Below are 12,778 nucleotides of genomic sequence, written 5' to 3'. Positions count from 1 at the left end.
TTATCCCTCTTTGAATTCTGGCATTACTTCGTTGACGAACATGCGCAGGGATTTCTGTTGTGAAGCGTGATCGAGCCCCATGGAGGCGTAATAGATGTACTCATTCACACCCAGCGCCTGATAGCGCTTCAGCTTTTCGATGACCCGGTCGGGAGAACCGAACATCAAGTTCTCCTCCAACATCACGGGGTCGTATTGTTCCCGTCCCTCCAGTTCATCCAGCGGGATGGAGGCGGGGAAGCCGTCCTTCACATCGCCCAGATTGCGAAACAGGTTTTCGAACTGGCTCAGCAGGCGGCGGATCGCCCGCATCGCGTTTTCACCATCGGCTGCGTTGTCATAAACGCATGAATGGCGCATCAAGGCGAAGCGTGGCACCCAGCCGTTGTCGGCCTTTTCAATCGCCTCATCCAGTTGTTTCTTGTAGAGTTCGGCCTCTGCAAAGGGACGTGTGAACGGCCAGCAGTTCACATGGCACCTTTCCCGCATAGCGTAGTCATAGGTGATGGGTGAGCGCGCAGAGACCCAGACCGGCACCTCCTTCTGAAGCGGCTTTGGCACTGAGGTCGAGGTCGGGAATTGCCAGTATTCCCCGTTGTGTTCGTAGTCGCCCTTCCAAAGCTCACGCACCGCAGGCAGCATTTCCTGCATGTAACGCCAGGCATCAGATTGCTTGAGCCCCGGTCTCATTCGGTCAAACTCGCGCTGATAGGCCCCCGAACCGATGCCGAATTCCAACCGCCCGCCGGTGATCAGATCGGTGAACGCCGCTTCGCCCGCCAGGTTGATCGGGTGCCAATAGGCCGCCGTCGCAACGGCCGTGCCCAGACGGATGCGGCTGGTTTCGGCAGCCCACCAAGTAAGGATCTGGAAAGGGTTTGGCGCGATGGTCATTTCCAACGCGTGGTGCTCGGCGGCCCAGACGATATCAAACCCACCCTCTTCGGCGATCTGCACCATCTCCAGCGTGTGACGGGCGACATCCTGCATGTCCAGATTGTCGTCGATCCGCTCCATGTTCACGGCAAGTTGGAATTTCATTGTTCTCTCCCTCAACGCATTACAAACGGATTGGCCATCGGTTCATCAGACGTGTTCATCCAGATCGTCTTTGGGCGGGTATAGTCGTAGATCGCCTGGAACCCGCTTTCGCGGCCATATCCCGATCCTTTGTTGCCCCCGAACTCCGCAATCGGAGACACCACCCGATAGGTGTTCACCCAGACGATACCGGCACGCACTGCCCCCGCCATGCGCAGGGAGCGCGCGCTGTCGCGGGTAAAGATACCTGCTGCCAGCCCATGTTCGCTATCATTGGCCAATGCGAGCACCTCTTCCTCGGTTTTGAACCGCTGCACCGACAGAACCGGGCCAAACAATTCAGTGTCGACAATGCGCAGATCCTGACGAGGGACTTCGATGATCGTGGGTTCATAGAACAGGCCAGACATCCCCTTTGGCTGCTTGCCGCCGACCAGCACTTTGCCGCCTTCTGTTTGGGCATGCGCCACTTCTCGTTGGATATGCTCTAACTGTCCGGTGGTGCACAATGGCCCCATCTGGGTCTCATCCGCCAGCGGGTCCCCAATCACGATCTGGCGGGCCAGCGCGGTCATCTGCTCAAGGAATTGATCGGCAATGTCTTCGTGCAGGTAAAGCCGTGACCCAGCCACACAGCTTTGCCCCGTGGCGCCAAAGATGCCCGCGATAGAGGCGTTTACAGCGCTTTCGATATTGGCATCGTCAAAGACGATGAACGGGGATTTGCCCCCCAATTCCAACGACACTTCGGCAAAATTTCGTTTGACGTTCTCCAGCACATGCCGCGCGGCATTTGGCCCTCCGGTAAAGGACACACGGGCCACGAGCGGATGACCTGTGAGCGCACGGCCGCAGGGCTCCCCATGGCCGGTGATGATGTTGACGACGCCGGGGGGAATGCCCGCCTCTTCAATCAGCTTACCAAACTCCAGCATCGCCGCACTGGCATGTTCAGAGGCTTTCAGCACGACGGTATTGCCAGCCGCAAGCGCCGGGCCAATCTTGACGGCCACCAGAAACAGTTGCGAATTCCACGGCACCACGGCAGCCACCACCCCAAGGGGTTCACGCCTCGTGAAGACGAACATGTCGGGTTTGTCGATGGGCAGTGTTTCGCCGCTGACCTTGTCGGCACAGCCTGCAAAGAAGTGAAAGAACTCGGCGATATACGTCGCCTGCCAGCGGGTCTCCTTTAGCATCTTGCCGGTATCAATGGATTCCGTGCGCCCCAATGCTTCTGAATGTTCCGCCAGCAGATCGCCCAGCTTGCGCAGGCACTTGCCCCGTTGCGTCGGCGTCATGCCTGCCCAGGGTCCGGTTGTGAATGCGGCATGTGCGGCCTCAACTGCACGGTTCACGTCAGCCTCGGTCGCTTCGGGCACACGGCTCCAGACGTTGCCATCAGCGGGGTTCACGCTGTCAAAGGTGCCGCCGTCCTCTGCATCACACCACTGTCCGTCGATCAGCATTTGGTAGTTGGTGATTTCACCCATGGCCTGCATCCCCCCTCTGTTACCCTCTCATTCATCTCCGCTTTTGCGTCACATGTGCACGAAATTACGACAAAGGTTGTCGAAAAATCTGAAAGCGCTTTTGATGGATCAAGGCAGGCTTGCCGCAAGGGAGGCCGTATTTATGGCGAAGAAAAAGCAAGTGATTGGCGGCCCGCTTGAAATTGGCGGGCGGGTCTTGTCCCTGTCGCGTGCCATACGGGCGGGTGATTTTGTGTATCTGACCGGGCAAATCCCCATGAAAGATGGCGCGCCTATGACCACCGGCACGGTAAAGGAGCAAACCCGCGCCGTGCTGGATGACATCACCGCCACGCTGGCGCTGGCGGACTGCACCCGCGATGATGTGATCAAAGCGATGGTTTGGTTGCGGGATCGCAGCGACTTTCCCGGTTTCAATGCGGTCTACGGGGAGTACTTTCCAATAGAACCGCCCACTCGGTCGGCGGTGGTCAGCGATCTGCTGGTCGATGTCCGGGTAGAGGTCGAGGTGGTCGCCTACCGCCCGTTAGACGATGCTTAAGGCGCCTGATGGTACTGCCTACAGCTGGGCTGGGCCTGGGGTTGGGCCGGTCGTGGTGATGATCCACGGCCTGGGTCTGAACCATGACTGTTGGCAGTGGACGACCCCCGCGCTGAGTGATCAATACCGCGTGCTGCACTATGACCTTTTCGGACATGGACAAAGTACACCGCCGCCCGCGAGGCCGAGTCTATCGCTGTTTTCGGATCAACTGGCGGCCCTACTGGATCACTGTGATGTCCGCTCAGCGACCTTGGTGGGGTTTTCCCTTGGCGGCATGATCGCGCGTCGGTTTGCGCAGGACCGTCCGGCCAAGGCGGACGCACTGGCAATCCTGCACTCACCCCACAAACGCACCGATGCGGCTCAGGCTGCTATTCTAAAACGTGTCGATCAAGCCCGCCGAGACGGACCACAAGCCACTGTGGAGGCCGCGTTGGAACGCTGGTTTACGGCAAATTTCCGACAGGCCAACCCGGCAATGATGGACACCGTGCGCGGCTGGGTAAAGGCAAACGACATTAGCATTTATCACACGATCTATCGTGTATTGGCGGATGGCATCGACGAAATCGTGGCCCCAACGCCGCCCATCAGCTGTCCTGTACTGGTGATCACCGGCGACGAAGACTATGGCAACGGCCCCGAAATGACCCGCGCCATAGCCGCAGAGATTGAGCAATCAAAGGCTGTTATCCTTTCGGGTCTCCGTCACATGGCGCTGGCCGAAAACCCCGACGCCGTGAACGCCCCCCTGCGCGGCTTTCTTGATGGTCTGGAAATGGCCATATGAGCACACAAATCCTGAAAGGTCTGCGCGTGCTGGATCTGAGCCGCATGTTATCCGGCCCTTACTGCACCATGCACCTTGCGGATCACGGTGCAGAGGTGATCAAGATCGAAGCGGGTACGGGCGATACGAGCCGTGGCAATGGCCCATTCCGCGACGATGATCCCGATCACAACTGGGCCGGTTACTTCGTCAGTTTGAACCGCGGCAAGAAGAGCATCCAACTGGACCTGAAATCAGATGGGGGAAAGAACCAGTTTCGCGCGCTTGCCGCCACTGCGGATGTCATTGTCGAAAACTTTCGGCCCGGCGTGATGGATCGCCTGGGCCTTTCTTATGAAACACTCGCCGAGCTGAACCCAAGAATCGTCTATGCGGCAATCAGAGGATTTGGCGATCCGCGCACAGGGACAAGCCCATATGCGCACTGGCCGTCCTATGACGTGGTAGCGCAAGCTATGGGCGGATTGATGTCCATCACCGGGCCGAACGCCGACAGCCCCACCAAGACCGGCCCCGGCGTCGGCGACATCTTCACCGGCATGATGATGGCTTTTGGCATCATGGCCGCCTTGCGCGAGGCGGAAGCAACCGGCAAAGGACAGTTCGTCGACGTGGCCATGTACGACGCCATGATCTCTTTGTGCGAGCGCATGGTCTACCTTCATGATTACACCGACAAGGTGCCGGGGCCCGAAGGCAACGGGCACCCCTTTCTCAGCCCGTTCGGATTGTACCCGGCAGCGGACGGGCACGTGGCGCTTGGCATCGTCGACGATGCGTTTTGGCGCCGTTTGACTGAGCTGATGGGGAAGCCTGCCCTTGGTACTGATCCCCGGTTTGCCTCGCGCAGCGCACGGGCTGCCCACGCGGGTGAGGTTGACCGCCTGGTCTCAGGCTGGTTCTCAAAGCTGAGCAAAGCTGAGCTGACCAAAACACTGGGCGGTGAGGTTCCCTTTGGCCCATTAAACACCATTCAGGACATTGCCCGCGACCCCCATATCGAGGCTCGTAAAATGCTCACACAGGTGCACGGCCCGGATGCTGAAACGAGGCCCTGGACGGTTGCCGCCAACCCGCTGCGCTTTGGCGCGCACGGGCATGGGACATTGAACCCGCCACCCGCTCTGGGGGCGGACAATGACGTGCTTGAGACCCTGACGCCAACCTCATCACCCATGGCACCGGAAACCAAGCGCACCCTGCGCGACGCCTTTGGGCGTTTCGCCACGGGGGTCACGGTTGTCACGACCCGCCAGTCTGACGGCACGCCGCGTGGCTTTACGGCAAATTCCTTCTCTTCTGTCTCGCTCGACCCACCACTCTTGCTGGTCTGCATCGGCAAGGCTGCACTTTCCTGCGACACATTCGCAACCTGTGATCATTTCACGGTCAACATTCTGGCAGATGATCAAAAGGAGGTTTCGGGCCTCTTTGCCTCGCAGTCGCCAGAGAAGTTCAACAGCGTCAAATGGCATCCCAATGCGCAAGACATGCCCGTTATCGATGGTGCCCTTGCCAGCTTTGGCTGCGCGCAACATAGGCTGGTGGATGCAGGGGATCATCTGATCCTTATTGGTTGTGTGCTCGACTTCGAGACATCCGATGGGGATCCTCTGGGGTACTACAAGGGCGCATACTTTGATCTTGGGTTGGACCGTGCGGTGACCGAAGCAGCAACCAAAGGTGATGTGACAATCGCGGCTGTTTTGGCACACGAAGGCGGGTTGCTGCTGAAAGAAGAGGCTGACGGAAGTGTGACGCTGCCATCCGCGTCCTCGACACAGGCCTTACTCAAGGCTCTGGGCGATGAATTGATGAAGGCAGAATTGACGCAACTTTATGCTGTCTATCAGGTCACGGAAACGGGTGCGCAACGCATCGTCTATCACGCGCGCGTGCAGGGCGATGCCGATACCGGGTTGACGTTTTTCTCCCTTGATATCTTGCCACTGTCGCGGGTGTCCGACGATGCCGAGCGTTCTCTCTTGCGCAGATACGCGCAAGAGCACCGGCATGGCACCTTCGGCATATATCAGGGAACCGAAGTCGAAGGCGTTGTGCACAGACTGTCCGGAAATCACAAATATCACATCTGACAGGAGAATTCCCATGATACCCGAACTGCGCAAAGTCATTACATTTGACGAAGACATCCATACCGAAGGCGGACGTGCCTCTGACCCTGTCTTGCGCATGATCGGAGTGGCAGCCGTAGTGGAAAACCCCTGGGCGGGGCGTGGGTTCGTCGAAGACCTGCAGCCAGAGATCCAGCGCATGGCTCCCGTTCTGGGCAAAATGCTGACCGATCGCCTGATTACATTGGCAGGTTCGGGCGACGCAATAGAGGCCTACGGAAAAGCCTGCATCGCCGGAACCAGCTGCGAAGTGGAGCACGCTTCGGCGCTGATCCACACTTTGCAGTTTGGCAATTTCTACCGCGAGGCCGTTGATGCCAAAAGCTATCTTGGTTTCACTAACACGCGCGGACCGGCAAACACCCAGATCCAGATCCCGTTGATGGACAAACATGATACGGGTCGGCGCTCGCATTATCTGACCGTTCAGTTTTCCATCTATGACGCACCTGATGTGAATGAACTTGTCGTCGCATTGGGGGCCGCGACCCGAGGACGTCCGCATCATCGTATCGGAGATCGATATTCTGATCTTGCAGCCTTGGGGCGCGACGTAGAGAACCCTGCCGGTGTTTGAGCAGACGCGATCTGCACGCGATCAAACCAAGGCGTGCAATGACCTCGCCCAAACTATAGAGGTGGGTTTGGACTACCCTAGTGGGAATTTCCCAAGCTATGAATAAAAAGGCGAACGTCGGCTTCGGTGGCTCGATAGTTGCCCATCGCCCTCGCAGCGAAAGGCCACTTTAGCCCGACGTGCTTTTCGCTGCGGGTGCAAAGCACATGAAGCGGTCATTGAGAGCGAAAAACTTAACGGCAGGTCTGTCCGCAACTCAGACGCTCGATGCTCGCGCAGCGAACGACCGATTTTGAGTTGCCCCGATTTGGTAGACTTGAACGTCCGCTTTCGGGAAATCGCGCTGCAGTGCCGCGAACTCTCCGGTGATTTTGTTGGTGAGGAGGCGCGATGTTTGCGGCGACAGCATCCGGCAGCTTCGTCCGCACAGTGGACATTCAAGCAAGTTGCAGCAAACGACCGGTATGCGGACAAACCCGCCGTTCCCTGAGAAAACGGATAGGCATACCTTTTTAATGATCGCTTCCACGGTCTTTGGTCAATTCGAGATCTTAGTTACCGATCATTCCACTGCACGTTTACAGTTATTAGGCATGTTGCCGGTTCTAACAGTCTATGAACGTGGTAGTGTTTTCGAGCCAACTTGCGGGAAGTAACCATGAGTCAACGTCGTCTTGCTGCAATTGTGTCTCTCGATGTCGTCGGCTTCAGTCGGATGATGCAGGGCGGCTCCAAGCTACTTCTCAAAACACTGAACACCTTGTACCGCGATTTGGTAACGCCGATCGTTGAGCAAAAATCTGGCCGGGTGGTCAAACTGTTGGGCGACGGAGCATTGATTGAATTTCCGTCAGCAGGAAACGCCCTAGAAGCGGCAATTGCGATCCAAACCGAGCTAAGAGAGCCAGACCATCCCTATTTGGTTCCGGAACGTATCCAGCTTAGAGCGGGTTTGCATGTCGGCGACGTCACCGTCGATGGCGACGATATCTTCGGAGACGGCGTCAACATCGCTGCGCGGCTCCAATCGGCAGCTGAACCCGGGGGCATTCTGGTCTCAAAGGTACTTTGTGATCTTGCCGGAGCGGACTATGCCAAACGTTTGCGCCGAGAAGGGCTTCACACGTTCAAAGGCATTGAACAGCCGATCGAAGTTTTGTCGATCAACTTCACCGATGAACATGTGTCCAAATCGCGCGCTAACTTCGCCAAAACACAGGAAATTCGTTATTGCAAAACTAACGACAACATTAGTCTGGCCTGGAGCTCAGTTGGGGACGGTCCTCCGGTCGTAAAGGCGCCAAGTTGGATTGGACACTTGGAACTTGACTGGCGCAATCCGGGGAAAGCTCCAATTTACACTTCCATCGCTCAACGACATCGTTTGGTCCGTTTTGATGCCAGGCTCAACGGTCTATCCGACTGGGATGCAGAAACTTGCACGTTCGAACGGTTCGTTGATGACTTGGAAACCGTTTTCGACGCAGCGGGTATCAAACGCGCGCCGATCCTTGCGATATCGCAGGGGTCCGCAGTGGCAGCTGCCTTCGCAGCGCGCCGACCTGACCGTGTGTCTGCGATCGTAATGATAGGTGGGTTCCCTATTGGTCGGGCAAAAAGAACGTCGCAAAAAGATGTGGAACGCGCCAACGCAATTAAGCAAATGATGACTGCCGGGTGGGATGATGACTATCCGTCTCTGCGTGATTTAATGGCGCAAATCATCGTGCCGGGCGCGAGCCAAGAAGAACGGCGGCAATATGCCGAAGATATGCGCAAGATGATTTCACCCGAAAACATGGGGCGGTATCGCGGCGTGATTGATAACATCGATATCACACCGATATTGTCCGAGGTCGAAGTGCCGTGCCTTGTTTGTCATGGGACGAGTGACAGGATGCAGCCGGTCGAACAAGGACGGTTGTTTGCAAAAGGATTACCCAACGCGAAGTTCATCGCCTACGAAAGCTCGAACCATACCATCCCTGACAACGACCTGGAATGGCCGCGTTTTGAGAGGGACGCCTTGGCTTTCTTGGCTGAACACAGCTGAATTATTGCTCCAAGTGCCTTCGGGTCTGGCGCTATTTCTCTCAAAACAAATGCAACAAGAGTACTTCGCCAGATTAATGGAACACAGAGTTGCGATAAATGCAGTCAGGCTCTCCTACGCCCAAGACGTCGAGGGAGAGTCGGTGGTCTTTGTTCATGGATAGAATGCGGATCATCGGGTTTGGGATGCGCACCGTGATTTAATCGCCCCACATCCGATGCAGCTTCCCGCGAAAGTAGACGTTCAAGCAAGTTGTCGCGAATGTCTGCAACGCGGACTTTTCTGCCGTTCGCACTGTTCAGCCCAACTGGCGCTTTCGGCCCAAACCGGTCGCTCAACTATGGACTAGATTGCTGTAGTCGCAGCCCGCTTTCCGGACATTCGCTGCAAGCCTGCAGTGACAGGCGCCCCTCAGTTCAATCGTTGAGGCACCTGCGTCGCGTTGCTCCATTGCCGGGGCGACTGGCCGTACATCCGCTTAAATTCGCGGCTGAATTGAGAGGAGCTTTGATACCCCACATCCCATGCCGCCTCCGACACGGTCTTTCCTTCCGCAATCTTCATCGCAGCGTTGTTCAGCCGCATCGATTTGACAAACTGGATCGGAGACATTGTCGTGGCTTCCTTGAAGCGCCGATGGAAGACCGCGCGGCTCATACCAACGTGGTCGGCCATGTCGTCAATGGTGACCTGTTCGTTCAAGTGGGTTGAAAGGTAGTCGATTGTTCGCGCGATTTCGTTGCCGACGCCATAGGCCCGTCTTGCCGCCGCCCCAGCTTCGCCCATGAGAACCGCGTAATACAACTCGCGCAGTCGCCCATGTCCGAGCACCTCCAGGTCAACCGGATTGTCGAGCAACTCGAGAAGCCGCCACAGTGCCTGCGTGAAACCGACATCCCAGGACGCTAGTTCCAAAGCCGAAGGCGCATTCCCTTGCGGCTGTCTACGTCCTCCAGTGGCGGCCTCGATCTCCATCGTAAGCTCTCGCATCATGCGTCGATCTAATGTGATCATGACTCCCAGTAGCGGGTCCCTTTCAGAAGCTCGTGGTGCGCCTGCTTCGACCGGCAAAGTCATGGGGCAAAGCAGGTATTTGTCGCTTCCGTACACGTAATGCTGTCCGTCCAGTACGGCTTCCTTGGCGCCACTGAGAATGGCCACGACCGTGGGCTCATAGACGGCAGGAACACAAGGCACCGCCTCGGTCACCCGGAAAAGCTGGACGCCCCTTAGTGCGGTATCAACAAGGCCTGCATCTGGCAGACGGCGCTCGACAAGGTTTTTGATCTGGTCTTTGCTCATGCACTAAAGCTGGCAGGGAACTTTCTTCTTTGCAACGGGGTTGAGACGATTGGGCAAATAATCGAGAGGATATCGCCTGTATCTGTACCCAGTCAGATTCTATCTGTGCGTTCAAGCAATAACACCACAACCGCCGGCCAAGGCTGGAAGGAGATAGAATATGGCAGATACGACATTCGGACCTAAAGGTTGGACACCCGAGCGCCTCGGCGACCAGTCGGGCAGAACCTACATCATCACCGGTGCAAACGCTGGCGCAGGCTTTCAGGCCGCGCGCATCCTTCTCAAGAAAAACGCCAAGGTGGTCATGCTGAACCGCTCTACCGAGAAATCAGAGGCGGCAATCGCGGACCTGAAACAGGAATTCGGCGCGAAAGCAGATGTGAGCTTCATCCGCATGGACCTGTCCGTTTTGGATAACGTGCGCGAGGCTTCCGAAGAAGTTCTGAAGACGGTGCCTCGGATCGACGCGCTGATCAACAATGCGGCCATCGCTCAGGTGCCGACGCGCAAGCTGACCGTCGACGGGTTCGAAAGCCAGCTTGGCACCAACCACTACGGACATTTTCTGCTCAATGGTCTGCTCTTTGACCGCATCGCGGAATGCAAGGGCCGGATCGTGGTCGTTGCGAGCCTCGGCTACAACATGGGTCTCAAAACAATCAAGTTCGATGACATGAACTGGGGTGAGGGCTACGGCGCAAACGCCGCATATTCGCAGAGCAAGCTGGCGCAGATGATGTTCGCCTACGAACTGCAGGACCGTCTGGCCGCGGCGCGGCGCACCTATGTTGAGGTCTACGTTTGCCATCCCGGCTCATCGGCGACGTCTCTGATCACAACAAGCGGCAGCCGCACAATGCGTTTCATCTGGTGGCTGATGACCAAGACGCCGATGGTCCAGACCGCAGAACAAGGCTCATACCCTGAGGTCATGTGTGCCACCGAAGAGGCTCTGAGCGCGCAGCGCGCCCTTTATGGACCGACGGGCCGTCTGGAAGCGGTCGGCCCGGTCGGCAAAGGCACACTGAACGCGCATGCCCATGACAAGGCTGTTATGTCGCGTCTCTGGGAGGTGTCCGAAAAAGCAGTTGGGTTCGAGTGGAACCTCTGATCCCATTGCCACCGGAACCGGCAAAGCAAATGCAGATCGGTTCAGCCTAAAGGACGCGGAAATATGATCGCAGCGCGCAGTAAGGGTCGCTTTTTGAAAGACGGCCCTAGGCTCCAAAGAATGCTCAATTCCCCCTAACTCCAGTCAATTAGCCTCCGCCTCTTTGAACGTAAGTATTGCTGTAACGTTCGGCAACGTTATCTACGTCGCACGTCAAAGTCTCGCAGGCTTGTTTGAGGGCCAGATGCCTCAATCATACCTTGCATGATCAGATGCTGAAGCCTCCCAGATAAGAACACATCACCCAACAAGTTGTGTTCGTCGCATCGCCCCATGGCCGTACCGACAACGCGCGCAGCAGGTGTCCAGTTTGTTGCACAGCATGATAAAAGTAGACTGTCATAGAGATTGTCGGAAACATCGACGATCTTGCCTGCTTCCCATATACGCAGTGTAGCACCACTGTCTCGCAGGCGCAGAAAATCAGAAGAAAGCGTTGCTCTTGTGACCGGGTCTACCGCTTCGCGTTGATCAAAAAGGCTCGCCAGTAAAGCCGGAGTTTGCGGACCTATATACGGCAGTGACTTTAAGCCAGTCGTTCCAACTCGGGTCACCGAACCTTTGAAAAGGCGCAGGCCATGACATGCCATCTCCAAAAACGTCCGCTCTGATGCATTCTCACCCGCCCATATGCAAACTTCCGGCGTGAGATCCTGCGTCAAATGGGCCGAGATCCGGTCGAAATCGACTAGTGACGGAAAGGGATCGTCAGGCAACTGGCCATAGTTTTGGAAAAGCTCTCTGAAATATGCCGCCCGCGATTGTTTGTCGTTCAAAGGCCCGTGGCTCAGATCATCATCGAACACATCCACGTGCCCTGTCAGGCCGTAAGTTGCAACTGCCGCGCGTAGACAACCTCCGGCACTTCCTCCCAAAACCAGATGTAGATATGCGGGCTGTGACATTGGTTACCTTTGGCTTAAGAGCGCGATTTGGGTTGTCAGGGGACACGTCCCGGCTTGGGGGCACGCAGCTTGAAGTAAATCATTTTCCGCGCAGTTTCCCAGTCTGAATTTTTCCACTTGCACATGAAACTTGCACTGCCGCTGTTTTTCGTAAGCCTTTCAAGATGTAAATATAGGACTGCCAGAGCAAAACGAGGGGTTTTACAATGGGTTTCACGCAATCGGTCATGACCTGCCTGTCCAAATATGTCGTGTTTTCGGGCCGCGCGCAGAGATCAGAATATTGGTGGTTTGTTCTGTTCGTCGTCCTGGTCAGCGTTGGGTTGGCGGTACTCAGTTCGGTCCTTTTTGGCACTGATCCGGAAACAGAAGAGGGATCGAACTTGTTGAACTCCGTTTTCCAACTGGCGATGTTGCTTCCGATGCTCGCCGCGGGGTGGCGTCGATTACATGATACAGGTCGTCCTGGATGGTATCTTCTCCTTCCAATGGCCTTCAGTATCGCAACGATGTTCATGCTGCTGACCGGGGTTGCAGTTTTTTCAGCGCTCGAAACTGGCGTTGAAGACCCTGAGACTTTGAGAGAACCAGCAGCCTTTCTCGTTGCAACCGGTTTGATGGTCATGTACGCGATTCAACTTGTCCTTTCTCTCTTGATGATCTGGTGGCTTTCGCGACCCTCACAGGAAGGAACGAATGAATATGGCGCACCGTCATAGCATTACATGACCACTCACTGGCACCTCAATGCTGGAGAACCATTA

General features: G+C 56.4%; 11 protein-coding genes. 7 read left to right on the top strand and 4 right to left on the bottom strand.

What is annotated here, in order from left to right; genetic code table 11:
* Together AC2FJE_RS09585 and AC2FJE_RS09580 are read right to left on the bottom strand one after the other, a co-directional pair.
* The gene (locus AC2FJE_RS09585) at nucleotides 1–1,041 is read right to left on the bottom strand and encodes an LLM class flavin-dependent oxidoreductase (RefSeq protein ID WP_282119698.1); all 1,041 of its coding nucleotides are present in this window, start codon (nucleotides 1,039–1,041) and stop codon (nucleotides 1–3) included.
* An 11-nt stretch (nucleotides 1,042–1,052) separates the two neighbouring features.
* Entirely contained in the window at nucleotides 1,053–2,534 is a 1,482-nt protein-coding gene (locus AC2FJE_RS09580; protein WP_282119697.1) for an aldehyde dehydrogenase, read from the bottom strand.
* Nucleotides 2,535–2,676: 142 nt separating this feature from the next.
* Here AC2FJE_RS09580 and AC2FJE_RS09575 point away from each other — a divergent pair, with 142 nt between their 5' ends.
* From AC2FJE_RS09575 to AC2FJE_RS09555, 5 genes are all read left to right on the top strand, one after another.
* The gene (locus AC2FJE_RS09575; RefSeq protein WP_282119696.1) at nucleotides 2,677–3,075 is read left to right on the top strand and encodes a RidA family protein; all 399 of its coding nucleotides are present in this window, start codon (nucleotides 2,677–2,679) and stop codon (nucleotides 3,073–3,075) included.
* Nucleotides 3,068–3,868 carry an alpha/beta fold hydrolase gene (locus AC2FJE_RS09570; RefSeq protein ID WP_282119695.1) on the top strand — a complete coding sequence of 267 codons (801 nt, stop codon included), beginning with the start codon at nucleotides 3,068–3,070 and terminating at the stop codon, nucleotides 3,866–3,868. The genes AC2FJE_RS09575 and AC2FJE_RS09570 overlap by 8 nt, the downstream gene beginning before the upstream one ends.
* Nucleotides 3,865–5,964, top strand: a complete 2,100-nt coding sequence (locus AC2FJE_RS09565) for a CoA transferase (RefSeq protein WP_282119694.1) — start codon at nucleotides 3,865–3,867, stop codon at nucleotides 5,962–5,964. Before AC2FJE_RS09570 ends, AC2FJE_RS09565 begins: the two co-directional genes overlap by 4 nt.
* A gap of 13 nt (nucleotides 5,965–5,977) precedes the next feature.
* The gene (locus AC2FJE_RS09560) at nucleotides 5,978–6,580 is read left to right on the top strand and encodes an amino acid synthesis family protein (protein WP_058272677.1); all 603 of its coding nucleotides are present in this window, start codon (nucleotides 5,978–5,980) and stop codon (nucleotides 6,578–6,580) included.
* A 658-nt stretch (nucleotides 6,581–7,238) separates the two neighbouring features.
* The gene (locus AC2FJE_RS09555) at nucleotides 7,239–8,633 is read left to right on the top strand and encodes an alpha/beta fold hydrolase (protein ID WP_496760896.1); all 1,395 of its coding nucleotides are present in this window, start codon (nucleotides 7,239–7,241) and stop codon (nucleotides 8,631–8,633) included.
* 411 nt (nucleotides 8,634–9,044) lie between these two features.
* Here AC2FJE_RS09555 and AC2FJE_RS09550 read toward each other — a convergent pair whose 3' ends face one another.
* Nucleotides 9,045–9,935: an AraC family transcriptional regulator gene (locus AC2FJE_RS09550; RefSeq protein ID WP_496723427.1), complete on the bottom strand. Its 891-nt coding sequence runs from the start codon at nucleotides 9,933–9,935 to the stop codon at nucleotides 9,045–9,047.
* A 160-nt stretch (nucleotides 9,936–10,095) separates the two neighbouring features.
* On the opposite strand from AC2FJE_RS09550, the gene AC2FJE_RS09545 reads away from it, so the two are divergent.
* Nucleotides 10,096–11,049: an SDR family oxidoreductase gene (locus AC2FJE_RS09545; RefSeq protein WP_282169977.1), complete on the top strand. Its 954-nt coding sequence runs from the start codon at nucleotides 10,096–10,098 to the stop codon at nucleotides 11,047–11,049.
* A gap of 197 nt (nucleotides 11,050–11,246) precedes the next feature.
* Here the strand turns inward: AC2FJE_RS09545 and AC2FJE_RS09540 are convergent, their stop codons facing one another.
* Complete coding sequence (locus tag AC2FJE_RS09540) at nucleotides 11,247–12,014, bottom strand: DUF3658 domain-containing protein (protein ID WP_282169978.1); 768 nt, start codon at nucleotides 12,012–12,014, stop codon at nucleotides 11,247–11,249.
* 227 nt (nucleotides 12,015–12,241) lie between these two features.
* On the opposite strand from AC2FJE_RS09540, the gene AC2FJE_RS09535 reads away from it, so the two are divergent.
* Entirely contained in the window at nucleotides 12,242–12,733 is a 492-nt protein-coding gene (locus tag AC2FJE_RS09535) for a DUF805 domain-containing protein (RefSeq protein ID WP_496760895.1), read from the top strand.
* The last annotated feature ends 45 nt before the right edge of the window (nucleotides 12,734–12,778 follow it).

The organism is Ruegeria sp. CDSC002, assembly GCF_059610905.1.
This window is presented reverse-complemented; position numbering and strand designations above follow the sequence as displayed.

Coding starts and splice junctions, on each gene's coding strand:
- AC2FJE_RS09540 (WP_282169978.1), bottom strand. CDS start 12,014: ATGTCACAGCCCGCATATCTACATCTGGTTTTGGGAGGAAGTGCCGGA.
- AC2FJE_RS09570 (WP_282119695.1), top strand. CDS start 3,068: ATGCTTAAGGCGCCTGATGGTACTGCCTACAGCTGGGCTGGGCCTGGG.
- AC2FJE_RS09575 (WP_282119696.1), top strand. CDS start 2,677: ATGGCGAAGAAAAAGCAAGTGATTGGCGGCCCGCTTGAAATTGGCGGG.
- AC2FJE_RS09565 (WP_282119694.1), top strand. CDS start 3,865: ATGAGCACACAAATCCTGAAAGGTCTGCGCGTGCTGGATCTGAGCCGC.
- AC2FJE_RS09585 (WP_282119698.1), bottom strand. CDS start 1,041: ATGAAATTCCAACTTGCCGTGAACATGGAGCGGATCGACGACAATCTG.
- AC2FJE_RS09545 (WP_282169977.1), top strand. CDS start 10,096: ATGGCAGATACGACATTCGGACCTAAAGGTTGGACACCCGAGCGCCTC.
- AC2FJE_RS09580 (WP_282119697.1), bottom strand. CDS start 2,534: ATGGGTGAAATCACCAACTACCAAATGCTGATCGACGGACAGTGGTGT.
- AC2FJE_RS09550 (WP_496723427.1), bottom strand. CDS start 9,935: ATGAGCAAAGACCAGATCAAAAACCTTGTCGAGCGCCGTCTGCCAGAT.
- AC2FJE_RS09555 (WP_496760896.1), top strand. CDS start 7,239: ATGAGTCAACGTCGTCTTGCTGCAATTGTGTCTCTCGATGTCGTCGGC.
- AC2FJE_RS09560 (WP_058272677.1), top strand. CDS start 5,978: ATGATACCCGAACTGCGCAAAGTCATTACATTTGACGAAGACATCCAT.
- AC2FJE_RS09535 (WP_496760895.1), top strand. CDS start 12,242: ATGACCTGCCTGTCCAAATATGTCGTGTTTTCGGGCCGCGCGCAGAGA.